30 protein-coding genes and 2 pseudogenes are annotated in these 26669 nt (G+C 43.2%); 4 read left to right on the top strand and 28 right to left on the bottom strand.

What is annotated here, in order from left to right:
• Positions 1-390: 390 nt before the first annotated feature.
• From FU659_RS19095 to FU659_RS19080, 4 genes are all read right to left on the bottom strand, one after another.
• Positions 391-1344, bottom strand: a complete 954-nt coding sequence (locus tag FU659_RS19095; protein ID WP_147949022.1) for an AraC family transcriptional regulator — start codon at positions 1342-1344, stop codon at positions 391-393.
• Between the two features lie 31 nt (positions 1345-1375).
• Positions 1376-2395, bottom strand: a complete 1020-nt coding sequence (locus FU659_RS19090) for a Gfo/Idh/MocA family protein (protein ID WP_147949021.1) — start codon at positions 2393-2395, stop codon at positions 1376-1378.
• A gap of 103 nt (positions 2396-2498) precedes the next feature.
• The gene (locus FU659_RS19085) at positions 2499-3389 is read right to left on the bottom strand and encodes a D-alanyl-D-alanine carboxypeptidase family protein (protein WP_147949020.1); all 891 of its coding nucleotides are present in this window, start codon (positions 3387-3389) and stop codon (positions 2499-2501) included.
• Between the two features lie 198 nt (positions 3390-3587).
• Positions 3588-4883, bottom strand: coding sequence for a homocysteine synthase (locus tag FU659_RS19080; RefSeq protein WP_147949019.1), 1296 nt, complete (start codon positions 4881-4883; stop codon positions 3588-3590).
• Between the two features lie 165 nt (positions 4884-5048).
• Between FU659_RS19080 and namA the strand changes: the two genes are divergently transcribed.
• On the top strand, positions 5049-6065 hold the full coding sequence (namA, locus tag FU659_RS19075) for an NADPH dehydrogenase NamA (protein ID WP_147949018.1): 1017 nt from the start codon (positions 5049-5051) through the stop codon (positions 6063-6065).
• Positions 6066-6176: 111 nt separating this feature from the next.
• Here the strand turns inward: namA and FU659_RS19070 are convergent, their stop codons facing one another.
• The 10 genes and pseudogenes from FU659_RS19070 to FU659_RS19025 form a co-directional block, all read right to left on the bottom strand.
• Positions 6177-7058, bottom strand: coding sequence for an ABC transporter ATP-binding protein (locus FU659_RS19070; RefSeq protein ID WP_147949017.1), 882 nt, complete (start codon positions 7056-7058; stop codon positions 6177-6179).
• Between the two features lie 2 nt (positions 7059-7060).
• Complete coding sequence (locus FU659_RS19065; protein WP_147949016.1) at positions 7061-9952, bottom strand: ABC transporter permease; 2892 nt, start codon at positions 9950-9952, stop codon at positions 7061-7063.
• Between the two features lie 10 nt (positions 9953-9962).
• Entirely contained in the window at positions 9963-10997 is a 1035-nt protein-coding gene (locus FU659_RS19060) for an efflux RND transporter periplasmic adaptor subunit (protein ID WP_147949033.1), read from the bottom strand.
• Positions 10987-11691: an ABC transporter ATP-binding protein gene (locus FU659_RS19055; protein ID WP_147949015.1), complete on the bottom strand. Its 705-nt coding sequence runs from the start codon at positions 11689-11691 to the stop codon at positions 10987-10989. The genes FU659_RS19060 and FU659_RS19055 overlap by 11 nt, the downstream gene beginning before the upstream one ends.
• Positions 11692-11809: 118 nt before the next feature.
• Positions 11810-13369 carry a response regulator gene (locus FU659_RS19050; protein ID WP_147949014.1) on the bottom strand — a complete coding sequence of 520 codons (1560 nt, stop codon included), beginning with the start codon at positions 13367-13369 and terminating at the stop codon, positions 11810-11812.
• A complete protein-coding gene (locus FU659_RS19045) occupies positions 13366-15015 on the bottom strand; it encodes a sensor histidine kinase (RefSeq protein WP_187274250.1) in 1650 nt (549 codons plus the stop codon). The genes FU659_RS19050 and FU659_RS19045 overlap by 4 nt, the downstream gene beginning before the upstream one ends.
• Positions 15016-15249: 234 nt before the next feature.
• On the bottom strand, positions 15250-15972 hold the full coding sequence (locus FU659_RS19040; protein WP_147949032.1) for an amino acid ABC transporter ATP-binding protein: 723 nt from the start codon (positions 15970-15972) through the stop codon (positions 15250-15252).
• A gap of 13 nt (positions 15973-15985) precedes the next feature.
• Complete coding sequence (locus FU659_RS19035; RefSeq protein ID WP_147949012.1) at positions 15986-16633, bottom strand: amino acid ABC transporter permease; 648 nt, start codon at positions 16631-16633, stop codon at positions 15986-15988.
• An 81-nt stretch (positions 16634-16714) separates the two neighbouring features.
• On the bottom strand, positions 16715-17503 hold the full coding sequence (locus FU659_RS19030) for a basic amino acid ABC transporter substrate-binding protein (RefSeq protein ID WP_261807913.1): 789 nt from the start codon (positions 17501-17503) through the stop codon (positions 16715-16717).
• 173 nt (positions 17504-17676) lie between these two features.
• Positions 17677-17978 (bottom strand): annotated as a pseudogene (locus FU659_RS19025) (YunC family protein).
• Between the two features lie 381 nt (positions 17979-18359).
• Here FU659_RS19025 and FU659_RS38900 point away from each other — a divergent pair.
• On the top strand, positions 18360-18506 hold the full coding sequence (locus FU659_RS38900) for a DUF2653 family protein (protein ID WP_147949030.1): 147 nt from the start codon (positions 18360-18362) through the stop codon (positions 18504-18506).
• Between the two features lie 141 nt (positions 18507-18647).
• On the opposite strand, the gene FU659_RS19015 is transcribed toward FU659_RS38900, so the two are convergent.
• The 6 genes from FU659_RS19015 to FU659_RS35655 form a co-directional block, all read right to left on the bottom strand.
• A complete protein-coding gene (locus FU659_RS19015) occupies positions 18648-18845 on the bottom strand; it encodes a hypothetical protein (RefSeq protein WP_147949011.1) in 198 nt (65 codons plus the stop codon).
• Positions 18846-18982: 137 nt separating this feature from the next.
• A complete protein-coding gene (locus tag FU659_RS19010; protein ID WP_147949010.1) occupies positions 18983-19375 on the bottom strand; it encodes a DUF3997 domain-containing protein in 393 nt (130 codons plus the stop codon).
• Positions 19376-19717: 342 nt separating this feature from the next.
• On the bottom strand, positions 19718-19933 hold the full coding sequence (locus FU659_RS19005; protein ID WP_147949009.1) for a hypothetical protein: 216 nt from the start codon (positions 19931-19933) through the stop codon (positions 19718-19720).
• Between the two features lie 457 nt (positions 19934-20390).
• Positions 20391-20582, bottom strand: a complete 192-nt coding sequence (locus tag FU659_RS19000; RefSeq protein WP_147949008.1) for a DUF4177 domain-containing protein — start codon at positions 20580-20582, stop codon at positions 20391-20393.
• A 177-nt stretch (positions 20583-20759) separates the two neighbouring features.
• A complete protein-coding gene (locus tag FU659_RS18995) occupies positions 20760-21062 on the bottom strand; it encodes a hypothetical protein (RefSeq protein ID WP_147949007.1) in 303 nt (100 codons plus the stop codon).
• Complete coding sequence (locus tag FU659_RS35655; RefSeq protein ID WP_187274248.1) at positions 21049-21195, bottom strand: hypothetical protein; 147 nt, start codon at positions 21193-21195, stop codon at positions 21049-21051. The genes FU659_RS18995 and FU659_RS35655 overlap by 14 nt, the downstream gene beginning before the upstream one ends.
• 254 nt (positions 21196-21449) lie before the next feature.
• On the opposite strand from FU659_RS35655, the pseudogene FU659_RS18990 reads away from it, so the two are divergent.
• Positions 21450-21548 (top strand): annotated as a pseudogene (locus FU659_RS18990) (hypothetical protein); the annotation flags it as partial.
• A 73-nt stretch (positions 21549-21621) separates the two neighbouring features.
• On the opposite strand, the gene FU659_RS18985 reads toward FU659_RS18990, so the two are convergent.
• From FU659_RS18985 to FU659_RS18975, 3 genes are all read right to left on the bottom strand, one after another.
• The gene (locus FU659_RS18985; RefSeq protein ID WP_147949005.1) at positions 21622-21717 is read right to left on the bottom strand and encodes a YjcZ family sporulation protein; all 96 of its coding nucleotides are present in this window, start codon (positions 21715-21717) and stop codon (positions 21622-21624) included.
• A 170-nt stretch (positions 21718-21887) separates the two neighbouring features.
• Positions 21888-22076: a hypothetical protein gene (locus FU659_RS18980; RefSeq protein WP_147949004.1), complete on the bottom strand. Its 189-nt coding sequence runs from the start codon at positions 22074-22076 to the stop codon at positions 21888-21890.
• Positions 22077-22147: 71 nt separating this feature from the next.
• On the bottom strand, positions 22148-22432 hold the full coding sequence (locus FU659_RS18975; RefSeq protein ID WP_147949003.1) for a hypothetical protein: 285 nt from the start codon (positions 22430-22432) through the stop codon (positions 22148-22150).
• Positions 22433-22746: 314 nt separating this feature from the next.
• Between FU659_RS18975 and FU659_RS18970 the strand changes: the two genes are divergently transcribed.
• Positions 22747-23238, top strand: a complete 492-nt coding sequence (locus FU659_RS18970) for a hypothetical protein (protein WP_147949002.1) — start codon at positions 22747-22749, stop codon at positions 23236-23238.
• Between the two features lie 47 nt (positions 23239-23285).
• On the opposite strand, the gene FU659_RS18965 is transcribed toward FU659_RS18970, so the two are convergent.
• From FU659_RS18965 to FU659_RS18950, 5 genes are all read right to left on the bottom strand, one after another.
• Positions 23286-25148 carry a putative bifunctional diguanylate cyclase/phosphodiesterase gene (locus FU659_RS18965; RefSeq protein ID WP_261807912.1) on the bottom strand — a complete coding sequence of 621 codons (1863 nt, stop codon included), beginning with the start codon at positions 25146-25148 and terminating at the stop codon, positions 23286-23288.
• A gap of 21 nt (positions 25149-25169) precedes the next feature.
• On the bottom strand, positions 25170-25595 hold the full coding sequence (locus FU659_RS18960; protein WP_187274247.1) for an ATP-binding protein: 426 nt from the start codon (positions 25593-25595) through the stop codon (positions 25170-25172).
• A 27-nt stretch (positions 25596-25622) separates the two neighbouring features.
• Positions 25623-25787, bottom strand: a complete 165-nt coding sequence (locus tag FU659_RS35650; protein WP_187274246.1) for a hypothetical protein — start codon at positions 25785-25787, stop codon at positions 25623-25625.
• A 135-nt stretch (positions 25788-25922) separates the two neighbouring features.
• A complete protein-coding gene (locus FU659_RS18955) occupies positions 25923-26288 on the bottom strand; it encodes a DUF423 domain-containing protein (protein WP_187274251.1) in 366 nt (121 codons plus the stop codon).
• Between the two features lie 38 nt (positions 26289-26326).
• Complete coding sequence (locus FU659_RS18950) at positions 26327-26629, bottom strand: hypothetical protein (RefSeq protein WP_147948999.1); 303 nt, start codon at positions 26627-26629, stop codon at positions 26327-26329.
• Positions 26630-26669: the final 40 nt, after the last annotated feature.

The following is a 26669-nucleotide window of genomic DNA, read 5'->3' as shown; positions in this document are numbered from 1 at the left end:
CGGTTGACGGTTGACGGTTGCGGTTGGCGGTTGGCGGTTGGCGGTTGACGGTTGACGGTTGGCGGTTGTGTTTGTGTTCGCGTTTAGTGTCTAGTCTTTTGCCTGATCATACCATCATATATAAAGATTCGTGCATTTTTTGCCGATACGGAGCTCTCTGCCAAACTGCCTGTACAACCTTAATGAGGTCAGATGGAGCGCTGTGTAGTTTATGCAAAAGAGGTTGTCCCAAAAGTCATTTTTGGATTTTTGAACCCCCACTGTGATAGGAATTCCACTACAAAAAGACGCTTCCATCCCCACTTACATAGTGGTATTGGAGGCGTCTTTGTACATAGTTTGGGACTGACTCATTCGCTGACACCCTTTTCGGACAGCAGCTTTCTCTTTTTATGCAAGACTAGCTATGCGCTCTCGATACTGAATTGGGGTTACACCATATGCTTTCTTAAACACATAGTGCAAGTAATTACTGGATGCGAACCCATTGCTCTCTGCAATCTTCTCCAAAGTGAAGGATGTTTGCAGCAGTTCACTGCATACGTGTTTCAAACGAGTTTGCTCCAAATGTTCACTGAACGAGATTCCGGCCATTTCTTTGAAAATACGTTGAAGCTGCCGCGAACTGATCTGTACGCGGTCCGACACGACTTCTAAGGTGATCGGACGTCGGAAATTATCGGAGATGAACTGAACGGCAAGCTGATAACGATAGCTTTTCATATCGCGGGAGGGAAGATTCAAGCCATGCTGCTGCGATTTGTAGGCCCCAACCGTTCTTAATAACATCTGCACAATGGCTTGTTTGATAATCGTATACTGACCAAGCTGATTACTGTGCAAGGCTTCATATGCAACAAGAAACCATTTCATGGCTTCCTGCCTGTCTAATGCAGGCATATGAGGAAGTTCGATTAACTGCCGGATGCAAGCATCCGCTTCTGACTTCTCCCATGCCGCTCCCCATGATTCACCTTGTAAAGGATTACACTCTTCGTCTTCCACATCAAGTTTAATAATGTCCACATGCAAGCATAACTCGTCCATGGCTTCCAGCTCATCTGCTTCTTGTCGATGGCTGACACCCGGTCCTGTCAAATAAAGCATTCCTTCTTGCAAAGGATAAGGAGTTTCTTCCAAAATAACTTTCCCTTTGCCCCGAGGTATATAGTGAAACTCAAACTCGGAGTGATGATGGAAATCTATCATCGTACCGGGAGGGAAGGAGGTCAAATGACAGCGCAGTACCCTTAATCCATAAGATCCCCACCGAAAGGTGAGCTCCAATCGATCTAAAGCGAAGGGATTCTCGAGCATTTTTTCAAAGTAAAAGGGCTGGCTCATCTGTCATATCCCCTCCTTCCTGTCGGTCATCTTAGCGAGCTAATGTATCGATTCGGACTTGTTGTTTGGATGCAGCCGAGCGATTCGAAGCCTCCATCAGTTTGGTTAAGTCGGAAGCTAATTGAATATTCTCCTCCGCTTTCGTTCCATTCTGAATATGGGACACCCATTGATCGAATGCCGTTGGGTTCGTTTCCGGCCAGTTTCCTTGTTCTACCCATTGTTGACTAGCTTCAGCATCTTTATTGGAACGAAGTAAAATCTTCCCATCATGCTCCGAAAAGAGCAAGCTGCCCTCTGTGCCATGAACTTCGATCACGAATGGTGAGAAGGCATTCACGAAACCAGCCTCGACAATGCCGATGGCTCCATTCGCATATTGCAGCGTTGCTACCGCGTTATCCTCAACTTCTCTGCCTGTTACATAACCAAACGTAGCGCTTACAGCATCTGGCATGCCCAGCAAAAGACGTGTCAAATACATGGGATGACAGCCGAGATCAATCAAAGCTCCGCCGCCACATTGTTCCGCACTATAAAAATGATCCGGCAACCAACCTTTCGGGTTGAATTGTGTCGATATTCCACCGTTATGGGATAAACGGGAGCGAACCATCGTAATCTGACCAAGCAGTTCCTGATTGAGAATCGATTGAATGGCTAACGTAGAATTACTATTCAAACGTGGCAAGGAAACGGTTAAGGTAACACCTGCTGCACTTACGGCTTCGAGAATTTCATTAACTTCACGCAAGGTAGGAGCAATGACTTTTTCCGTGAAAATATGCTTGCCTGCTTGAGCCGCGGCAACCATCACATCCCGATGGATATTCGTGGGCGTATCAACGATGACACCCTCAATTTCCGGATTAGCCAGTAATTCTTGCAAATCAGCATAAAAAGTAACGCCGCGCTGTGCCGCTTCAATCTGACCGCGCTCTGGCAATTCATCCCAGACAGCAACGATTTCTGTATCCAAATGTTCGGTTGCTTGTTTAGCGTAATCCTTTGCATGTACGTGCCAGAAACTTAACATTGCTACTTTAATCATATTAACCTCCAAATAAGTGACTTGGATTCATTGTAGCATGTCAGACCAGCTTGATAAATTTCGAATTAACGACAGAAATAGGTGCAATTTAGCGACAAGTTAGTTATTTCGTAACAGGTACTGCTTTGAAATATTCTTCCATGGTGACGTTTTTGGACACGATCTCTTTGGATAAATCGGTTCCTACGTAACGAATATGCCATGGCTCATATTGGTAGCCGGTAATGGCTGCCTTGCCTTTGGGATATCTGATAATAAAGCCATACTCTGAAGCATGCTTCTCCAGCCAGTTGGCTTCTTTCGTGCCTCCGAAGCAATCTTCCGCCGCACACTTGCCATCGCTTCCTGTTACGTCGATCGCGAGCCCTGTTTCATGTTCACTGGTTCCAGGTACTGCACTATAAGTCTTAGCCTTTTCCTCTCCATCCTTTAATACATATCTTTGGAAGACTGATTTCTGTGTCGCATAGGAACGATACGCGGATACGCCTGCTAGACTGATGCCATCTTTCTTTGCACCTGCAAAAAGCTTTTCCAACGCCCCAGCAGCTTCCTTACGCATTTTACGTTTCTCTATTTTTTCTGAAAATACGAAAGCTACATCCGGGTAAACCAAATCAGAAGGCTCATAATCAGAGGGCAAGGAATTTTGTTTGTTTACGAGTGCCGTTAAGCTATCTGGTTTAGCAATAACGGCAATGGAACCATTTTTCGTTCCACCGGCTGTTGCTGCCGGCGAAACCGTTGGCGCTTGGGAACCTTGAGGTTTCGTTGTTGTCTTGGATGAAGCCAAGGGAGTGACGGTAGCTCCGGGTGATGAAGAAGATGGCGTAACGGTGGCTGCGGGTGAGCTCATCGGTTTCGATGTGGGATTCGGCGAAACTGAGCTATTCGCACTAGCAGATGGTGTCGTTTCAGCTTGTTTGCCACTGCAGCCCGTTATTATGGATAATGCCACTAGTATGGCAATTTGGTATTTGTATCGCTGTTTCATGTTCCTATTATGCCTCCTCGAAGTAATCAAACTTACATTTAGATTAGACTGCTTGACCCGAAAAAAAGTTTCAAGCCCCATCATAGCCCTGTAAAAATAAAAAAAGCTGCGATTTAGGTTTTGCGCCTAGATCGCAGCCTTCTCATATTTTATGCCTTCTGGTGAATCGTTTCAAGCGTTAAGTGGGACTGAGCCTTCTTAAGCTTGACTTGCCACAATTGCTTGTTCTAAATCATAGATAATGTCTTCGATAGCCTCAGTGCCTACCGACAAACGGATAAGTCCAGGGCTCACGCCGGCAGAAGCTTGTTCCTGTTCGCTCAATTGTGAATGTGTCGTACTCGCCGGGTGGATAATTAACGACTTGGAGTCTCCGACATTAGCTAAATGAGAGAACAGCTTAACGGAATGAATCAGCCTTTTACCAGCTTCTACGCCACCTTTGATACCGAAGCTCAAAATAGCGCCTTGACCTTTAGGCAAATACTTTTGAGCGAGTTGATAGGATGGATGGCTCTCTAAGCCGGCATAGCTGACCCACTCTACGTCCTCATGAGACTCTAAGTATTGGGCAACTTTTAACGCATTGGAGCTGTGACGTTCCAAACGTAAGTGCAGCGTTTCCAAGCCTTGCAGCAATAAGAACGAGCTGTTTGGTGAGAGGGAAGCGCCTAGATCACGAAGCAGTTGAACACGGGCTTTGATAATATAAGCAATAGGACCTACAGCATCTGTATACACAACCCCGTTATAGCTAGGATCAGGCTTCGTAAGGCCTGGGAATTTGCCGCTTGCAGCCCAGTCGAATTTACCGCCGTCCACAATGACACCACCGATTGTCGTCCCATGGCCGCCAATAAACTTCGTAGCCGAATGAACAACAATATCCGCTCCATGTTCAATTGGTCTTAGCAGGTATGGACTTGGGAAGGTATTGTCAACAATTAATGGAATCCCGTGCTCATGAGCGATAGCCGCTACTGCTTCAATATCCAGGATGTCTCCCTTTGGATTACCGATGGATTCCGCATAAAGTGCTTTCGTGTTATCTGTAATTGCAGCGCGGAAGTTTTCCGGATTGCTTGGATCGACAAATTTCACTTTGATTCCCAACTTGGCCAATGTGTTGGCAAATAAATTATACGTACCGCCATACAGGGAGGAAGCCGATACAATTTCGTCGCCCGCTTCAGCAATATTGAGGATCGAGAACGTAATAGCAGCTTGACCGGATGCAACAGCAAGCGCGGCTGGCGCACCTTCTAAAGCAGCAATGCGCTTTTCAAATACATCTGTCGTAGGGTTCATAATGCGTGTATAAATGTTACCGAATTCTTTCAATGCGAATAAGTTTGCCGCATGATCCGTGTCATTAAATAGGTACGAAGTCGTTTGGTAGATCGGTACAGCTCTCGATTTGGTTGTAGGATCAACCTCTTGACCAGCGTGAATCGCTAATGTTTCTGGTAAATACTGACGCTCTGAACCTGACATTGTACATTGCCCCCTAGGATAATTATAGAATGAATATATGCCATAAACATAAATACTTAACTTGATAATTCCTACTGGAATAGTATACAATCATTCTAATGGAAATATCTAGCTATTGTCAATATACCATATTGAGACTTATTTCTAAACAATCACTTAGACAGGATGTGTGCTCTGGTGCTATTTACGCCTTATACGATAAAAGATGTGACGTTAAAAAATCGAATCGTGATGTCGCCCATGTGCATGTATGCATCAGACGATTCCGGCGAAGTAAAGAATTGGCATCATGTTCATTATGCCACACGTGCAGTTGGCCAGGTTGGCCTTATCGTTCTCGAAGCTAGCGCTGTTACTGCTCAGGGTCGGATATCAACAAGAGACTTAGGCATCTGGAAGGATGAGCACATTGAAGGGCTGAAACGAGTTGTTGATTCCGTACACGAACAAGGTTCACATATTGGTATTCAGCTCGCACACGCCGGCAGGAAGGCCGTACTGGAAGGCTCCATAATCGCCCCCTCTGCTCTGCCATTCTCCGACACGTCCAAAACGCCTGACGAAGCTACATTGCAGCAAATTCAGGAGACGATTACTGCTTTCGCCGATGCAGCTCAGCGCGCTAAACAAGCCGGATTCGACATCATCGAGCTGCATGGCGCGCATGGGTATCTTATCAATGAATTCCTCTCCCCCTTTTCCAACCAACGCAAGGATCTATATGGAGGAGATCGCGATAATCGTTTCCGATTCCTTCGTGAGGTGGTAGCAGCCGTACAGCAGGTATGGGATGGGCCCCTCTTAGTAAGAATCTCCGCACACGAATACACAGCCGAAGGCTTGACGCCAGAGGATCATGTGTATTTTGCCTCGAAGCTCAAAGAACTTGGCGTTGATTTAATCGATGTGAGCTCAGGCGGAAACGCTCCTGTTGTTCCTAAGACGTATCCAGGCTACCAAGTCCCCTTCGCCGAAGAAATTCGTTCCAAAGCAGGCCTCCCTGTAGGGGCAGTTGGGCTTATTACAGAACCGGAACACGCGGAAGAGATTTTGCAGAACGAAAGAGCAGATCTTATTTTCCTCGGCCGAATTTTGCTGCGTGATCCTTATTGGGCAAGAACGGCTGCAATTCAGCTTAAGGCAGAGATATCCCCTCCTCCTTCTTATCAAAGAGGCTGGTGATTGGTTCCACAAAAACTTCCACTCAAGCCATGTCCTGCTCATGAGCCAGTCCTATCGTTATCAGACCAACAAACAAGCCTGCTCCGAATCATCCTTCAGAGCAGGCTCTTTTTATTTGTCGGGCGGAAGCAGAACTATACGTCCATCCTCCATCGTAACTCGCACTTTATTCGAGCTCGATGCGCCAATGGATTCCAGATAATTAGCGGGAATCTGCAATCGGCCTGCCTTGTCAACGACAGCATATTCAACATGCGATTCTTCCTGGATAGTGAAGATACCCTGTTCCAGCTCCAACAATTCTTCCTGATACGATTTACGGCGCAAAATTTCCGATGAGGTTTTACCGTCTCGAATCGCTACCACACGGTCTACCTTTTTCGCAAGATGAGGGTCATGTGTGACAATCACAACGGTTAAACCCAAATTGCGGTTCAGTTCACGGAACAAATCGAGAATTTGATTTGCCATCTTCGTATCCACAGATCCCGTAGGTTCATCAGCCAGCAGAAGCCTAGGTTGGTTGGCAAGCGCGATGGCGATAGCCACCCTCTGCTGCTCCCCGCCTGAAAGCTCATTGAGCCTATTTTTTCTCCGATGGCTCAAACCGACGGCTTCCAGTAAATCTAAAGCGCGATGGCGTTTACGCCGTCCCTGAAGCAGTATAGGCAGCTCCACATTTTCTTGCGCAGTCAAATACGGAATCAGATTACGAGCATTATTTTGCCATACGAAGCCTACAGTTTCTCTCTTATACTTGACTAAATCAGATTCCTTAAATTTGAGCAGATCCTTCCCATCTACATGAAGGTTACCTGCTGAAGGCCGATCCAACCCGCCGAGCATATTCAACAGCGTTGATTTCCCGCTCCCGCTATTGCCGATTATGGCCATTAGCTCTCCCTCATCAATATGGAGGTCTAGCCCCTGCAAGGCTACCACTTCAATGTCAGCCGCCTTATAAATTTTGACTAAATTCTCACAATGAATCATCTTTAATCCTCCCCAAGCTTAACGGCTTGATGGATCTTAATTCTGGACAGCATCGTGCCGAGCAGTAGAAGACCCGTCCCTATCATCACGAGGACAATGAGGTACAAATGAATCTGATCTCTCGGATCGAAGCTCACTTGAAACGGCGGTACTTGGCTGGATGAGTCAAATGACAACTGGAACAACGGCACGAACAAGCGACTAGCCGTATTTCCCGTCATAACACCTATCAACACAGCTGCACCCGAGGTCAATAATTGTTCGGCAGTCAACATGCCAATCAACTGGCCGAAGGAAATGCCCATGGCACGAAGGACACCGAATTGAAGAATACGCCCAGATAAAGAAAGTATCCAATAGAGGAGAAAGCCCATAAAGCTTATGCCGACAGCGATTAAAAAACCTAGTGTCATTACACCATTGACTGCTAGCTGGAAGGGGTCATTTTTAGAACGAACCAACATCTGCTTCGTATCAACTAAACTGATGATCGACATGTGCTTAAGCTCCAGAGCGTCATATAACGCTTGACTGGTTGTTTCCGGTTTTAGCTTCAACCAAACATCATAAGGCTCTACAGCCATATTATTTTGGATATAGGACAAATGCCCAATGACCAGCTTCGGTGCATCCACTTTACTTGGTTTTACAGCACCTGATGTATTCCCCGCTCCGTTAGTGGCTGCAACCAAAACCGGATTGGGATTCCAACTGGGCCAATAATCAATAATTCCGTAAACGATACAGGTCCCGCCTTCAACACCATCCCACCCGACATTCACAACATCGCCGACCTTAACACCTGTTTCCTCTGCGATGGACTTTGAAATAAGCACAGCCTTCTCATTTACCGCAAGCAAATTTAAATAGTCATTAAAATGATGGTCCAGTAAATGCTCACGCAGCCATGCAGTTTGGCCGAATTCATCGGTATCGATGCCCATTAAGACTATTTTTTTCGAATCTTTGCCTAGTGTGAGCTGCGCCCCTTTCTTCATAAACACTCGAGCCGCTGCCTCAACACCAGACAGCTGTGTGAATGGGAGAAATGGAGGCTCCGTATATTGCACACGCTTGGGAACAGAAGAGTCTTTTGAGGCATCGGAAACAGCTGAAGGAGGCTCCATTTGCGGCGGTGGCGCATCATTCTCCCATTTCGTTTGCAAAACAACATCTGCGCCGTTTTTATAGCGAATCTTCTCTTCCACATTTTGATTCATTGTACGTGCTGCACTTGCGCTGAATATGCCAGTCGCAAGCGTCATAATAATGAACAGCATAATAAATTGATACTGCGTTGTTGATCTTCCTACTTCAAGTAGCGTGGAATACAAATACGGGGGCCACCACTTCCGGCCAAGGATATAAATGAATCGAATGACCCAAGGATAAACCCTCAGCAGAAACAACCCCATAGCAAAAATAAATAATGCCGGTACAAGGAAAAAGAGCGGATCCACTTTCATATCCATGGAATCGAGACCCAAGGCAACCAAATCGTTCATACGTCGATGAAAGCTTTGCCATAAATACATGGATACGGCCAGCAAGAGCACATCAAGAAACATTTTATGAGCGAAAGAAAGCTTATTCTTCCTCGCCATCGTTTGTTTATGGCCAACAATCGTAACGCGAGTTGCGAGTATTGCCGGAATCAGTGTCATACAAACTGAGGCGATGACAGCAATCAATGCATATTGATAGGCTTCTTTATTCAGCTTAACTTCCATCGCAGAGCGCTGTACAAATGACAGAAAGCCATCCGAAGCTCCCAGTAGTTTTGTTAATTGTAAACCTATGAAAGGGCCAATAAGAAAGGCAATTCCCCCCAGTAACAGACCTTCCAGCAAATAGCCAAGCAAGATTTGAAGGCGACTTGCTCCTCGGCTCCGAAGGACAGCGATTTCTGTTTTCTGTCTTTCAGTAATCAAATTCGCAACCATGAATAAATAGAAACCCAGTAAAAGACTAACAGGTACATTGAGTGACCATAGCATAATTCTTAGTTTTTTCTCTTTCTCATCGTAGAGCTTGAGTGTAGTCATCGCTGCATTTTTAAGCGTATACGTCTCAAAATGACTGGCAAGATATTGATCAATCTGCGTATTCGTATTCGTAAAAGATGGGAGCCCTTCGAGCTTGATCTGATGATAATCCAAGATGAAATTCCAATACGAAAACATACCGCTGCTTTTGGTAAAATCTTTCTCAAATAAATCAAAAGGAATAAAAAATTTGGAACGTAAATCATTGGCATTATTGTTCCAATACAGATCACCAAGATCTTTGCGATCAATGACAGCCACAGGCTTGATGCGAATGCTTTTCTGCGGGTCCTTATTCACTATTGTAAATTCATTGCCTAGAACCAACTTTAGGTTACCCAGCAGCTCTGGAAAGACATAAGCCTCATACACGCCATTCACCGGCTCTGCAGCTGGCACAACCCCATCTACAAGACGAATATGCTTTTCCAAATCTGATATGGCGCTCAAATCCGCAGAACGTCTAACTTTGAGATCTATTTTCGTTGGATCGCTGGGGATAAGATCATAATTCATTGTCGTTCGGGTAATCGTTGAAAAAAGGATAGGTATGCCAAACAGCTTGCTTTGTTCCGCCATAAAAGCATCGGCTTCCTGGGCACGCTTCCCTCCACCTTTATCCGATCCCGGATCCCCTAAAAAGGCATACGTATACACTTGTCCGGGGTAACTCTTCGTGTCCATTTGCAAAACGTCTAAATCTTTAATCAGCATCCGCTGTAAAATGGCATGGGTATAAATGGGCATTGAGCTAGCAAGGGCTACAGAAATAATGAGCCCCATTAATAAACTCAATTCTAACCAACGGTTTTTGACCATTTTACGGAGAATCATCAAGAATAATGCCATTGCAATCCTCCTAGTTATTTAAAATAACATGCTGGCCCTCATTTAGCCCAGTTCGAATTTCCACTTCCGTCGGCGTGACAAGTCCTTTTTCAACATCGATTTCCTTGCGGCTTTCACCGTTCAATACTTGTACGTAATCTCTGCCTAAATAGCTGCGCAGCCCTGATCTCGGAATGATAATGACATTATCCCGCTTCTCTACAATGATGGTCATATCGCCATACGCCCCGATTTGGGCGCCTTCGGTTTCCTTGGGAACTCCAACGATGATCGTCTTGGTATTTCTCTCGGCTTGCGCTTTATTATCCGTAGAAGGAGCGCTTGAGGGCGTTTGCAGAACTTTACCCTCAATGATAGTTGCTGAGTTATTCAGCTTGACTTCGACTTTCATGCCGACCTCAATGCCGAATAACGAATTGATATCACCTGATTCATAGACCAGCTGTACCTCTGTCGGGTCAGATAACGTGACAAGCGACTGAAAAGCATCGATCAAACTTCCCTGCTTCGCTTCTGTCACATAAGTGACGACACCCCCGGTTGCTGCTTTCAGCTTCGTCTTCTCCAATTGGGTTTGAAGCGCAGAAAGTTGAAGCTGTGCTGCTTCAATATCAATCTTTTTTATTCGAAGCGTCAGCTCTTGGCCAGGATCAGCTTGCTGCGCCTGCATGCTCGCAATTTGTGCTTTTTCTACATTTAACTTTTGAATGGCTAATCGGGTTTCAATGTCCCCTACTTCCAATTCAGCCAGTATATCTCCTGGCTTAACCGTATCCCCAAGCTTAACTTTCAACGCTGCTAATCTTTGTCCTGATTCTTTGTAGTAGTAATTCGTTGTTCGACTGGACCTAAATGTCCCTGACACATTCACTTTCCTCGTAATGTTCCCTTTTTTCACCTCGTAGAGTTCGAAGTTTTCTTTCACAGGCTTGATTAACGGGGGTTTTAGTGCCTCTTCTTCTTTGGGCAGCAGTGTGCAGCCCGCTAGCAGTAACGTAGCGCCCGTTATCAGAATGAGCCGGACAGCATGCTTATTAACCTTCATCGACAATGGTACCATCCTCCAATGCATACACTTCATCTACAATTTCCATAATGGCCAGATCATGTGTGGTCAAAATAATGGTCATACCCTCCTGCACCAAATCCTTGAACAACTTTAGTACTTGCAGACCCATTCGGCTGTCCAACTCAGCCGTTGGTTCATCTGCCAAGATCAGCTTGGGCTTGTGGGCAATGGCTCTGGCAATTGCCACCCGCTGCTGCTCGCCACCTGAGAGCTCATAAGGACGATGCTTCATTCTTGGCTTTAAACCCACAAAATCCAGCGCCTCTTCCGCCAAAACTTGGTAGTGATTAGGATGAATACCGGAGATTCGCAAGCCGAATTCTACATTTTCATAAGCCGACATATAGGGGACCAAGGCAAAAGATTGAAAAATCAGTCCAATCTGCTTTCGCCTTATCTCATTGCGTTTGGTTTCCGATAAACTGCTGATCTCTATGCCTTCCAAATAAACGGCTCCCTCCGAAGGGTGATCCAAGGCACCTAGAATATTGAGCAGCGTTGTCTTTCCCGACCCGGAACGCCCGCGCAGCGCAACCAATCTACCTCTCGGGATTGATAAATCAGCTCCGCGCAAAGCATGAACCGCTCCCGAGCCTTTCCCAAATACGCGTGTGACCCCAATGGCTTGCACCATCGGCACTTGGATTTCATTCCTCTGAAACGAGAGCATCTCATCTTTCCTCCTAATTATGGAAATGCAACTATATCTAAATGTAAAACTTTATCCCATAAAAAAATAGACCGCCTTTGTTGGAAAAGGTGTCTATTTGTTCGATCTTTTAGAAGCACTACACAAACTCTTTGGGCGAACAGCCAATCATACGTTTAAACGTTTTGGCGAACGTTTTGGCATCGGGGAACCCGACAGCATCGGCCACTTCGTAAACCTTCATATTGCCATCTCGCAATCGTCGCTTGGCTTCTTCCATTCGAATCCGTGTCAGTGTCTCAATCAGGGATTCTCCCATTTCTTTACTGTACAAATCACTTAAATAACTGCGGCTTAGCTTGACATGCGCTGCCATATCGAGCGTACTGATCGGAGAAGCATACTGCTCCATCATATAAGCCAAAACTTTGCGGATGAACACGTTTTGGGAGCGAAGCATATGCTCATTGCCTAGGGAAAATCGATTCTCACAAAGCATGTTCAAGGCTTGCAGAAGCAGCTCCCTCACCTGATCCAAACGACTACAGCCATAGATAGCCCGGCTATGAACGAAGCGTTCTTCGTACTGTTCGATCGCGGGATAGCCGCGTTCGCGAGCATAACCAGCGGCCAGCGCCAGCAATTCCTGCATGAAGGAAAGTACCTTTTCCTTCTCTGGGCGCTGCTCTTTCAATATGCGGCATAGCGCCTCCGCCTGATGCAAGTACCCTTCGCTGTTATCGTGCGCGATACAGCGAAGCAGATCGCTGCGAACTTCGTACGGCAGCGATGGACTTTGCATGCTGGCTGCCTCCGGCGCATGCAGCACAAGGCGATTCCGGCTTTCGCCGTAGAATCGCTCCTGAAGCTGCCGCGCGTGCATCGCCGCGGCAGGTTTCACGTGCGCGAGCCGGCTCAGTACCCTGCCGGCTCCGACGAACCAGTCCGGCGCGTGCGCGAGCCGGACCTCCGCGGCGCGCTGAAGCGCCGCGGCTGCGGCATAGACGCCGCTCGCTTCGGCGGCGTCTTCCGCTGCTGCCGGAACGAGCAGCAGCACGCTGTCGGCGGCGAGCGGCAGCGCCGCCAAGCAGCCGGTCCAGCGCCAGTCACTGGCGCTGCCGGCGTGCAGCAGCAGGCTGATTAAGCTGCTGCCTTCACCCAAGTCGCTGCGCACTTCCGCGTAGCTGCCGAATAAATCTGCCTCCAGCTCTTGCGCGCCAAGCCCCGTCTGCAAATAGGCCTGCAGCCGATTAGAAAGCTGAGTCTGTTTGGTAGAGGCTAGCTCGCGCTGCCAATTCTGCTGAGCCGATTGCTCATGTCGCAGCAGCTCTAATTCCTGTTTCACACCCTGCAGTGTATCAAGCAAAGTTTCGGGCTCCATCGTGGGCTTGAGAATATAATCTTTGGCTCCAAGCTTCATCGCTTCCTTCACATAAGTAAAATCGTCCATACAACTGAGCACGATGATACTCATTGGCTTCACTCGATCTTTTAGCTTACGAATGAGAGATAAACCATCCATGCGCGGCATGATCAGGTCGGTTATGACAATATCAATGTCCAATGTCTCAACAAGCTTGCAAGCCTCTATGCCATCTTCCGCATCCCCCATATAGGTGAAGCCATGCTCTTCCCACTCTACCAACGTACGTAATCCTAAACGAATAATGGGTTCGTCATCCACGACAAGCACATTCATTTGCCCCACTCCTCACCATGATGAATCGGGAGCGACATCCGAATGGTCGTTCCTTCTCCCGGCTTACTTCCAATATGCATTTTGTATTCAGGTCCATAGTACAGCTTGATCTTCTCGCGAATATGAGTTATTCCGATCCCACTCATTCGTTCCCTAAGTATGGGCCCAGATGAGGTCCCCCCACCTATCGATATTGCCGTCCAACCCGAACTGCCTTCCTCTACTTGCATCCCTACACCATTGTCATCCACTTGGCAAAATAAGAGGTCTCTATCCAGCCACGTGCGTATCGTGATGATTCCCTCTCCTTTGCTAGGTTCGATACCATGAATAATGGCATTCTCCACTAATGGCTGCAAAAGCATTCTGGGAACCAAACAACCAAGCGTTAGCTCATCTAGCTCTGTGACAATTTGAATACGATCTCCATAGCGAAACTTTTGAATCTCCATATAATCCCGGGTTAAGCCTATTTCCTCGCGCAGTGTAATAAACTCTCCCTTTTTCCCTAGGCTTGCTTGCAATAAACGAACTAATGCACTTACAACTTCAGAAATTTGAGGGGTTTTATGTATTTTGGCAACCCACTTAATCGTGTTGAGTGTATTATAAAGAAAATGAGGATTCAGTTGATAATGGAGCGCTTCCATCTCTGCTTCTTTCTTCAAGGATTCTTCTCTCTTGACCTGTTTGATCAAATCCTCCACACGATTCAGCATCTGATTGTAGCTATCCCCAAGCTGCATCCACGCCACGGAGCTCTTGGCTGTCCAATATGCCCTGAGATCTCCTCTCTCCGCTCGATTCATAAGCGCTTTCAGCATGTTCAAAGGCTTCGAAACATAATGACTGAAAAGATATGAGCTTCCCAAAGAAAGCACGATAACAAAAATAAACAGAGCAGCCACCCATGTTCGATAACGTGGAAAAATGGAGTCTGACTTTGATATTGAAGCTTCGAAATAAGAAGTCCATGTATGGCCTCCTGGGATATCTATATATTTTAAAGAATGAAACGCCTTGCCTTCCGTATTCATGCGGACATCTGCACGCTCAAAGCCTTGAATTTCTGTACTGTTATAGGCTCCAGATCGAAAAATGACCGTTTTGTTCGAAGCTGTCAACACATAGGACAACGATGGATGCATGATCGATAAGGATTTCCATAGCTTGCTCATGTTCAACCACATGGTTAAAGTCCCTAGTTCTTGATTGTTCGTGATATCTATAATCGGTTCCGTATAAGTGAGCATATAACTGCCGTTAAATGTACGATTCTCAGTTCCCACCGGCTCGAAGCTTCGATAAGGGCCTTTGACGCTCGTTTCCATGGCCGCCATCCCATCTCCGCTTTGGGAACATAGCGTTCGACTCGTCCCGGTCAACATCAAACAAACTTGCTCTACGTAGCGATTTTGAATCGTCTGTTCATACAGCAGTTGATTGGCATACGCTTTCAGTTCTTGATATTCTTTGGATTCCGCTGTTGCTCTCCATTTAGCGTAACTGTTAATGGCACGATCAACCACATTCCGATGTGTCACTTCTGAAGCATGACGGAGCTCTTGATTGATTTCAAAAAGCAGTTGATCATGCCTTTGATCTACGGAGAGCAAGAGTTCCTTTTCCTTATATGCCGTGCTCATCTGATCCCCTACATAAAAGGTAATAAGCAGAGGGATCGATATCACAAGCAGCAAGTAAAGGAAAACACGAAATTGAAAGCGGTTTAAAAAATGAATGAGCAGCGATGGCATAAGTCACCTACGAGTTATATGTCTTAGTTATCTTCATTATAAAGCTAGCATGGAAAAAAGATACAAAAAAGAGAGCATCGGCCTGCGATCCCCTCTACTTTTATGGTTAAAATCTAGTGTGTATTAAAGTACTTTAGATAAAAAGGCTTTTGTCCGCTCTTGTTTGGCCTGCTCAAAAATATGCTCAGGCGTGCCTTGCTCCACAATAACACCTTGCTCCATAAACATCACCCGATCTCCCACCTCGCGTGCAAAGCCCATTTCATGAGTAACGACGACCATCGTCATTCCCTCTTTGGCCAACTGTTTCATCACAGCCAGCACTTCGCCAACCATTTCGGGATCAAGTGCAGAAGTAGGCTCATCGAACAGCATAATCTTAGGCTCCATCGCCAGTGCTCTTGCGATAGCCACCCGTTGGGATTGCCCGCCTGATAGGGAGTCCGGCATCGCTTCCGCTTTATCTGCAAGCCCTACCTTTTCCAGAAGCTCCAGCGCTTTTTTACGCGCTTTATCCACCGGCCATTTCCTCACTTGAATGGGAGCTAAAGTGATGTTATCAATGACCTTCATGTGAGGGAACAAATGGAACCGCTGAAATACCATACCGAGCTCCATGCGGATCTCATTAATTTTATTCGACGGATCCATAATAGACTTCCCTTCAATCAGGATAGTCCCGCTGTCCGGCTGCTCCAACAGGTTCAGACAACGAAGAAAAGTCGATTTCCCTGAGCCTGAAGGTCCGATTACCACCAAAACCTCTTGATTCTGTATATCGGTACTAATATCGCGCAGGACGATGTTGTCTCCAAACGATTTTTTTAAATTTCTAACTTCGATCATAGCGGTCATAGCTCTACACTTTCCTTTCCAGATAAGCAAGCAGCTTGCTTAGAGAGTAAGTGAGAATGAAATAAATAAGGGCTGCTGTCAAATAAGGCTCCCATACTTTAAAATACTGGCTTCTCATTGCATTGGACCAATACATCAGTTCTGGTGCAGCAATGATAGCGAATAAGGAGGAATCCTTAATTAGAACGATGAACTCGTTGCCGAATGAGGGAATCATCCGTTTAATGGCTTGCGGCAGGATAACAAATCTCATCGTTTGAAATTGAGTCATGCCAAGCGAGTGCGATGCCTCTGTTTGTCCATTATCGATGGACTGAATGCCGGCTCTGAAAATTTCAGCCATATAAGCGGCCGAATTCAAGGATAGCGCAATAATAGATGCCAGAATAGCATTTGTTGTTCCTAGTAATAAGGGGACGACACCGAAGTGCACGAGTAAAATTTGTACCAGCAAGGGCGTGCCACGCAAAAAATTGACGTACATACTTGTTGGCCATCTGAAGTAAGCACGATGAGACATTTTCCCCAATCCTACAATCAGACCAAGGATAGAACCAAATAAGATGGAAAGAATCGAAATGCCAATGGTCCATAGCGTGCCTTTTAATAGCAAAGGCAAATACTCAATAATGATATCAAAACGAAAATCCATCCCACACTTCCTTTCTTTTTTTGTTTCCATTTACAGAACAAAAGCATGCGTATGGTTATATTCCCGCATGCTAGCATCCTATTATTTTTGTTCGAGTAATTTTTTCGTATCTGGCTCTTGTCCAAACCATTTTTTGTACACGTTGCTATACGTTCCGTTCTCTATCACTTTCTTAATGGATGCATCTAGCTTCGTTTTCAACTCACTGCCTTTTGGCAATAAAATGCCATAATATTCAGATTCGAAGTTTTGCGGGTCAGCAATCGCGACGATTTTTTTCTTCGGATTATTTTTTACATATTCACGAATGATGGCAATATCTGCAACAACCGCATCTACGCCGTTATTATCTAGTTCCATAAAAGCAAGTGTGTTATTATCTAATCTTTTCAAGGATTTGTTGTCCGCACCCATGATTTTACTCATCAGGATATCTGCTGTCGTCGAAATTTGCACAGCGACTTTTTTGTCTTTCAAATCCGTGGCGTTCTTAATTGTGCTGCCTTCTTTGACCAAAATCATGTTAACGGATTCGAAATAAGGCATCGAGAAATCATAAGATTGTTTACGTTCATCGGTGATCGAGATGCTGGCAATACCGCCTTTATATTCACTGCCTTGTTTTACGCTGGTTAACATCGTTTCCCAACCCGTATGTGCAACTTCAAATGGCAGTCCTGCCTCTTTCATGACTTCACCCAAGAAATCAATATCAAAGCCTGTCAGCTTGTCTTTATCCATGTACTCCATAGGCGCATAAGCTGCATCTGTGGCAAATTTGTACTTCGTACCAGCGCTTTCCTTCGCGCCACAACCCGTTAATGCAATAATTAAAACAAGAGCAAATGCCAATACCATCGTTTTTTTCAATGTATGTTCCCCCTAGCTGTGTGATAACGAATCATATTTTAACACTTGGTCAATTAAATAACAACGCTAGAAAGCTTATATGCATACAGGAAAATAAAGGAATTCGTTAGAAAAAATAAAAACGCTGAGATCCTAAGATCCCAAGCGTTCTGATTCCGTTCGTTAACATGCGGCTACATCATTTTCAGAATAGCTTCCCTACCCGTCATTCCCGCTACAATACCCAAATCTTCCGCCGTATGCGTCACCGACTCAACGGAGCCTCGAGAAGCTCTTCAATGGTTCGCACCCCCGTTGCTCTGGCGGCAACGATATTCCGATCCCTCAGTCGCTCATTCAGCAGCGCCACATCCAAGGCTCCGCACATGATATATCCTTTATCCGTCGTTACAACCAGCAGCGTTGTCTTGGGCAGCTTCACTTCGATGGCAATTGCTGTATGTCCTTCAAGGAGAATGGGTTCTACGCGCATCATGCTCTGCACAGCTCCTCTTCGCAGTCTTAGGGTAGTATATGCGCCCTCTGCTAGTACGGTGTGACAATGTTAAAAAGTTTCACATCTCGCTAAATGTTTGCGTTGTGCAGTGTTCCCCCGTGCATGCGTTAATGTATTGGGGTGTGATGCCTGATTGGGTAGCCAACGTCTTATATTCTCTATCCGTAGGACTTTTTGCTAGCCCCATTCTGGTGTTCTCTTTGCAATTCAAGAACGAAGAAATGTGAATTGGCAATTATCATAGTATCTACTTATATGAAAGTAACACACATTTGTTCCAAAAATTAAAAGGGAGAAAACAATGAAAATTTTATTAAATGAACAAGACCTCATTGATGCTGCTTGTGTGTTTATTGCTAACTGTCGGAACAGGATATTGTAGACGCTACGGCTATTTATTTGGATAAATATCATAATTTTGATACTAGTAAACTTACAATTGAATTAATATTTGAGGAAGATAAAGGATTTTCTGCGGAAATTGAAAGCTTTATCTTTGCTCTTTGAATATAAAAATCTAGTTGACCTTCAACCTGGAGGGTAAATTACGCAAGCGTTAAGATACATCGTATATGTAGGCTTATCTTGCTAAAATCATTCACAGAAAAAAAACCTCCATGTGAGGGAAGGTTTAATAAAATCCTATATTTAATTTCCAATACTATCTTGAGGAGGATATTCGCTTTTCAGTAATTCAACTGATTCATATTTCACTGTTTCAAACACAAGTTTTGCAACTGATTTTTCTGTCTTGTTCTTTACTATATGTCCATAAAACTTGCCATTCTTCTCAAAAACAAACATAGTTTTATCAGGTTCTTTTTGCAACGGGTATTTTTCGATCACTCCAAACACCTCCGATGTATACCTTTATTCTAAACAAAAAAGCCTCTCCAGTACAAGAGAAGTTAGGTTAATATAATGTTAATCAAATATATTCCCATTAGAAACAGAGATAACTCCCCATTAAAACTTACAATTCTTCAAGACTGGTAACTACGAACATCTTTTAATTTCACATCTTCAGAAATTTCGAGTTCCTTCTTCTTTAAATTAAAATCTCCTTCATCCATTGGGCCGATTACTCTAGAATCTGAATCTATTATCCAGTAGCTAACTTTAGATTCATCTGGAATTTCATATCCATTAGTGCTTTTTGGATCAGCTTTTAGACTTAACTGCTTGACAAGGATATATTTTTCGTCCCATGCTACTTGAACAACCTTCGCAGGAATCAACGGAGCTCCCCAGCTTGATTCGCTTGTCTGAGGAGATATCGTAACTTGATGAGCAGAGGTTCTAACTACACTTAGGCTATTCGGTAGTTTTACGTCAAAGTCCCCTAAACCAGCACATCCAGATAAGAAAAAGAACATAACAACTAAGAAAAATGATAAGCGATGCTTGATTTTTAAACACCTCTCAATTTGCTATATTCTGTCTAACTTTCAATGAAACATGCCTTTCAATAGTTGTATTCAAAACATCTGCAACTCTCTTTATGTAAATATTCCCAGCGGCCTCTACACTCACTAACACCAACAAGCACTTCGTCCCCATCCATCTTGGGCATTTTTATATCAAGGAGTACAATATGAGGCAAATATTTAGAATATGATTCAAAGCCTCTTGACCATTTTTTGCTTCATATACAATAAATCCTTCAGCTAAAGAATCAAATGAACAATTTCATATCACATTCCTCATAAAATATTGTTCTAATCACTAATTTCCTTTAAATCACTTATCTCAACCAATGATTGTCTATTTGTATCATGATATACAACACTAACTTTCACTTGATCAGATAGCTTATCAAACTCAAAAGATAGAATAGTACATCTTCTCCCACGATTTTTAGTTTTTCTTAAATTATCTGGCGCAAAAACGTAGGAACCACCAATTGAAAGTTTAACCGATTCATCCATTATCATCTGCAACCCTCTCGTGTTGTATATAATTAAAATCTATTATTGCTTTAGTCAAAATTGTTTAAGTGATTTGTCGCGGCTGCTCATTCTATCTCCACTAAGAGATATGAAACGACTCTCTTAGGTGATTGAGTTAATTCCTTTCCATTTTAACCCTTTTTCTTAATAAGGAGCAAAAATGCGGAGTAAAGTAACATAAACATTAGCGTAAACAGTAGTACAAGAATAGAGAATCCATATTTAAAATAATATAAACCTAAAAAGAAAGGATTTAAAACAATCCCCATTATTAACGTTTCCCTCATCCTGTAACCAAAAAATACTGAACGAATAATAATCCCAAAATTGATTACCAAAAAAGCAAGAAAGATGAGTTTCATTGCTGCTCCTTCCGTGCTTAAGAAAATGAGATTGTGTTAAGTTTAATACTTGAAGATATGGCAAGAAAATTTTCATTTCTTCACTGAACTCTTCTCTTTAAGGTGCTCACGAGCTCTACTAGAAGCCCTTTTTCCCAACGGTTAAAACTAGTTACCAATTCCCAACCTTCAGAACCAAATTCATTGAGCCTGTCCTCATACAGGTAAATATCTACTTCTAACTCAGACATACTTAGCCTCATAGCATGTATTTTATACTCCCATTTGTCCATTAATAAATCTCCTCCTTATGAAAGTCAGTCATTATTGACAATAATTTTTCTAATACCTTTTTAGAAGACTCTCTTAATGTTGTAATAATAAAAACACTTCAAGTTAGGAAATGGTCGAATTATCCTCTATATATCAAGAAGATTTTGTTTTTCGATTCATTTCATCGAGTAACCTTATTATCTCGGAAATCCTACAAATAACATACCAGCAACAAAACCAGAACACCACCAAGTGATAGCCACGACCCACGAGAAATTAGTGGCTTGGTTGCCTAAGATAAATCCGATTAGCAAACCTGCTAAAATCTCAATATATCCAATGTATTTTATTATTTTTGATATTTGATTTTCATTTGTGCCATAATTGCTAGAACTATTAGATCTATGGCTTGTTTTTTGTTGTGAGTAACTAGATGACGATTTATAGAATTCATTTCTTGCTTCTTCTTGTTTTCTCTTTAACTCTTCACTTGATGACAATGAACCCACCTCTTTTTTGAATTTGTTCTTCAAAATGTATTTCGTTTAGGAGTTCTTTTCCTTGCTGATCCTCGCCTAGATCATGATCTAATGTTAGAATATTAACTTCCACATAGAGATTGATTTGATTCATTCCTTAGCCCCCATTTCCTAATGCATGAATTTACCCCTTATTTACCTTGCGGTTTACTCTTTAAGTTAACCCAGCAACTAAACTACCTATGTAGTTCATAAGGAATATTTTACATGTGTCGAACGATGGAAGTAAATACAAACATCCCCAGAATAAATTCAAACGAGCGCCAATTGAGGAAATACAAAAAAATGAAGCCGCGATGTTAATAATTATATTATTGAAGGGACAGTTCCAAGAGTAAACCTGATCACGTTGTTCTGATGAATCGCCACAAAAACTTTTTTGTTCTAATTTGTGAGATCGTATGGATTATGCCTGACTCCGTATGTGCTATGTACAAGCTGTTATAAAGACTCTGCTTGGTTTCCTTATAAGCCAAAATAAAAAGCACCCCGAAAAGAAGGTGCTTGGAAAGATCAATTATTAATAAGCAAAAGTTACTGTAATGATAACTAATAAAATAAAGAGAACTAAAATCGCTGCTGAGTTACCATAGCCTGCTCCGCCTTCATATCCCATATCCCCACACCTACCTTCTTTCAAGCATTGTTATTACCTTGCTATCGTATGTATGCCTCTAAATTATGCTTGGACGGGACGGGTTCTATGTTTGATATGAGCAGAATTTCGGGAAATCATAAAGGTTCATTTTTCATCATACCTACAGTGTCGGTCTTAGAGAAATAATTTTATTGTATCTGAGGTATTACCATCCTAGATTTAATCATCGAAATGCTCTCTTTATGCTCATCTATTGTTTTTCTATAGGCAACTAATTGTTTTAAGAATATGTCATATTCCTCTTCAGCAGCTTTTAATTCTAGTTCTGCTTCGTGTAGCCTTAGTGACAGTTCCTCTTTTGCTTCTGAATTATCCATAGGATTTCTGCTCCTATCCGTCTTTTATTTTTGAAAAAATTCAGATAATCCTGATCTATTTTAATTAATTTTCACTCCGTAAATTCAAAGGTAAGGTACATTTTTTCTAAGTGTATGACTGTCGCAATTTTATTATCATATGTAATCGAACAATCTTGAATCATGAACGACAATACCCTTTGACCGTTATCTATGATGACATCCAATGTCTCAAATGGTGCGATCTCCAGGCTGAATAACTCGCAAGGAAGCTGGGTAACAACGATACCATTCGCATAGCTGGTGATCTTTAATTGTTTGGAACTTTCTTTGTTGTTTTCACAAAATAAATACAAGTTTGCAAGCTTCTTAGACATGTTAAATAATCTCCTTGTCTTTCCCTAGTTGTTTATTTGATCTCATTTATTCTGTATGTATAGCTTCATTATCACGACTGGCTTCTTGTTTAACTTTTGTTATCATTCCTATATTTCTTAGGTTTTTTTCACGGTATGTATGTGATGATTATTCTACGCGCTTCTGATGTAGGTGTCCATTAACCTGACCCTTACTGAATAAATTTATTCCAAACATGAGCATTTCCGAAAATCATGCGAGGTTCGCTATGTTTGAACAGGATATCATGATATAGTTAGTGATGAGGGCAATTTATGGGCTGCAAGGAGGCCGTATGAGTCAGAATAAAACAAACACAAGTGCAGGCGGACATTTATTTACGGTTGAGATTCTGATTGAGGAAGCTACGAATGGCCTTGCCATGGAGAAGCTCCTTCACCTTTTAAATGTGGATATCGTGAAAGATTATCGAATTAATAAAGGGATTGATCTTGGCAAATTGATTGAAGTCAACACGACAAAAGAGAGAGATTCCTCAATAGATTTTAACAAAAAAAACACCACAGCTTTACCCGCTTCTGCAGCTTCTGTGACAAAGCAGAATGATGCAGCTTCGACGAAAATTATTGAGCAGTTGGAAAGCTACAAATTGCATAATACACTCATTCGATTAACTGTCATAAAAGCAAAAGGAATTAAGCTGAGTCTCCCATGCCGTATTCTAAATTATGATAACAGCAGTCAGCATGTGACCGTTTATCATGTGGATGAGAAGAAGGTATACTTATTTAAATTAAATGAGATTGACGATTATGTAGCATTCTAAATAACAATAAGAGGGTATCCCGAGTCAAACGGGATACCCTCTTATTGTCATTCTTTTGAGACAGCCGTACGAATCCCCGTGAGAAGCATGCTTTCTAATTGAACAGCATCCACCGGCGGACTAAACCAAAATCCCTGCACCTCGTAACAACGGTTCTCATGTAGGAAATGAAGCTGATCCTCAGTCTCTACTCCCTCGGCAATCACTTTCAAGTTTAGATGATGAGTCATCGCGATAATCGTAGCAACAATGGCTGCGTCATTCGGGTCCACCATAATATCACGAACGAAGGAACGGTCTATTTTCAGCTTATCAATGGGAAATTTTTTCAAATAATATAAGGAACTATAGCCTGTCCCAAAATCATCAATGCTGACGTGCACGCCTAGCTTCTTAAGCTCCAAAAGAGACTGAATGGCATGGTCTACATCCATCGTCATGCTTTCGGTAATTTCCAATTCCAGATACTGAGGCTCCAGTCCTGTCTGCTCCAGCACACGACTAATTTTCCCTTTGAGGTTATACTGGAAAAACTGTCGCATAGATAAATTCACAGAAATAGGCATCTTAGGGAAGCCTGAATTTTGCCACGCCTTGTTCTGCTTGCAAGCGGCGCGCAACACCCATTCGCCGATCGGTACGATTAATCCGGTTTCTTCAGCGAACGGAATGAAATGATTGGGGGAAATCAGTCCTTTTTCCGGATGATTCCAACGGATCAAAGCCTCAACACCGACGATTTGTCCCGTCTCAATCTCTACTTGCGGTTGATAATACAGTGTAAATTCTTCACTGGCAATTGCTCTTCGAAGTTCGTTCTCCAATTTGAGCCGATTAATCGAAACCAGTTTCATATCTGTATTAAATATTTGAAAATCGTTGCGCCCCTTCTCTTTGGCTCTAGCTAGTGCAATATCCGCATATTTCATTAGCATTTCTGCATCTTCTATACCCTCTTCATCATCTGAGGATATTGCAACCCCGATACTTGCGGTAACATGCAGCTCGTACTGCTCCAATATAAAAGGCTTTTCTAGAACACGGTTAATCGATGCTATGATGGTAATGACATCATTAGAATCTGCTGCATTTGTATAGAAAAAGGCGAATTCGTCTCCTTCGGTACGAGCAAGAAAATCGTTTTCGGTGATGCAGCGTGTAAATCTTTCTGCTAATTGCAGCAAAAGCATATTTCCGTAATCATGACCAAAACTATCATTAACGAGCTTGAATCTATCAATATCCAAATAAAAGACAGCTAATTTTTGACCGATTGCTTTGGATGCTGTTAAGGTTTCATTCAAGTGGTCTTTGAACATACGACGATTTGGAAGACCAGTCATATCATCATAATAAGCCATGTAACGAACCTGCTCATCCCCGCGCTTACGTTCTGTGATGTCTTGGCAAATCAAAATGCTTCCTTTTGAAGTCGGCTGTAAATCAACAGGAACGGCAGTAATATTCAAGTCTACCCGATATCCGGTCTTATGAAGAATGGCCGTTTCAAAAGTAATCGGAGTCCCGCCCCTGACTTGTTCCATGCCACCTAAAGTCGTCTTCACATATTCGGGTGTAACAAAGCTGATAAAAGGTTGATGCATAAGCTCTGATGCCGTATAACCAAGAATGGTTTCCGCCGCTAAGTTGATTCGAATAAATGTGCCTTCTTGATCAAATATGCCGATGGCATTCGGGTTATGCTCAAACAAGGAATCCAGCACACTAAGATGAGCTTGATCCTGCGCCGTTTCCACCGTTAGCGGTTCCTTATGTTCACCCTTCCAGCTCAGGAAAAAAAGCAGCATGAGTGAGGCAAGTATACAAAGCCACACGGCATACGGCTGAAAGTATAGGCTTCCGAATATGACAATCAACAAATATCCGCCTATAGATAGCCGATTTTTCACAAATTAGCCTCCCCTTACTGCTCACTCATAGGCACTAGGAAGCGTCACACTAACAACTGTTCCTTCTCCCACTTTACTTTCAACTACTAAGTGACCACGATGATCTTCTATGATCTTATATGTAATCATGATACCCAGTCCAGTGCCTTTTTCCTTCGTTGTGTAGAAGGGCTCCCCTAACCTAGCAAGTACATCATTTTCGATGCCCTGCCCTCTATCTTTGAATACAATGCGCACGGAGTCAGCTCCTTCAGAGCGCAGATCAATATCAATCTGTCCGCCATCAGGCATCGCTTCTATCGCATTCTTAATCAGATTAATGAAAGCTTGTTTTAGTTGATTTTCTTCACAACTTACATGAGGAAGATTATTCTCCGCGTTGACAACAAACTGAATATTGCTTAACATCGCTTGTGTCTCCAGCAGTGTGAGGATACTCCTAATCATAGCTTCCATGCATTTCAACTGAATGTTTCATTGATCAAGAGAATATCCATCCAGACTTACGAGAGCCACACCTATTGTTGTATGGCCAAAGGAATGATGAATCAGGACATCGCTTGTATGTCTTGCATGCAGCCCTTGTTTCGATACCGTGATTTTCTCTGACTCCGATTGGCTCCCAGTGAACTCAGCCATGCTCCCCATCCTTTCGAGTAAGGAAGAATGATTGCATCAGTCCTTGTATACGTTCTACATAACTCTTCCATTTTCCTGCTCTCAGGGCACAAATTAAAGAAAAGAGTCGGATGATCCCGACTCTTTTCCGCCTTCCTATTTCAGTGCAGCAATAGCAAGAAGTACCCAGCCAACCAGAAAACTAACTCCACCAAGTGGAGTAATCGGGCCAAAAAACTTAAGTCCCGTTAAGCTCAAAGCATATAAACTGCCTGAGAACAAGATAATACCAATGAAGATAGCCCAGCCTGAAGCGTTAACCAAAGAGCTGTTGCCCAGCTTCTCCGCTAGAAGAGCAATCACAATAAGTCCAATCGCATGGATCATGTGGTATTGGACGCCCGTATGGAATACTTCCAACTTGTCCGCTGTTAGCTTTTGTTTCAAATAATGCGCGCCAAATGCTCCCAATGCAACAGAGAGAAAGGCGTTTAAGCTGCCCAGCAGTATAAATAATTTCATCATGCTATCTTTTTTCCCTTCCACCCTTACAGTCTGTTTTATTCCACTTCGCCAATGTCATGCTGACCAACAATAAGCCTAACAGGCTCTAGGAAAACCCGTGTTACCGTAGGCTGAGTAATGAGGTCAATCTCAATATCATTAATCTTGTAACGAACGGTCTTGCCTTCTCTTTTATCATAGACAACATCGAACTGTCTCAAACCAAGCTGATAAATAAGAACAGATGAACCGACTGACAACGCATTCGCCTCAAATTCTCCGTGCTCAAAAAGAACTTCAGATAAAATTTCTTCATTCATGTCGACAATTGTAACATATTGACAAAATTGATAACGCATGAAGGAATTCCCCCTTTATTTTTAATTACTCCCTGTAACA

This window comes from Paenibacillus sp. N3.4, assembly GCF_008017805.1.
GTDB lineage: Bacteria > Bacillota > Bacilli > Paenibacillales > NBRC-103111 > Paenibacillus_E.
The sequence above is the reverse complement of the archived record's forward strand: the minus strand, read 5'-3'. Positions and strand labels throughout refer to the sequence as shown.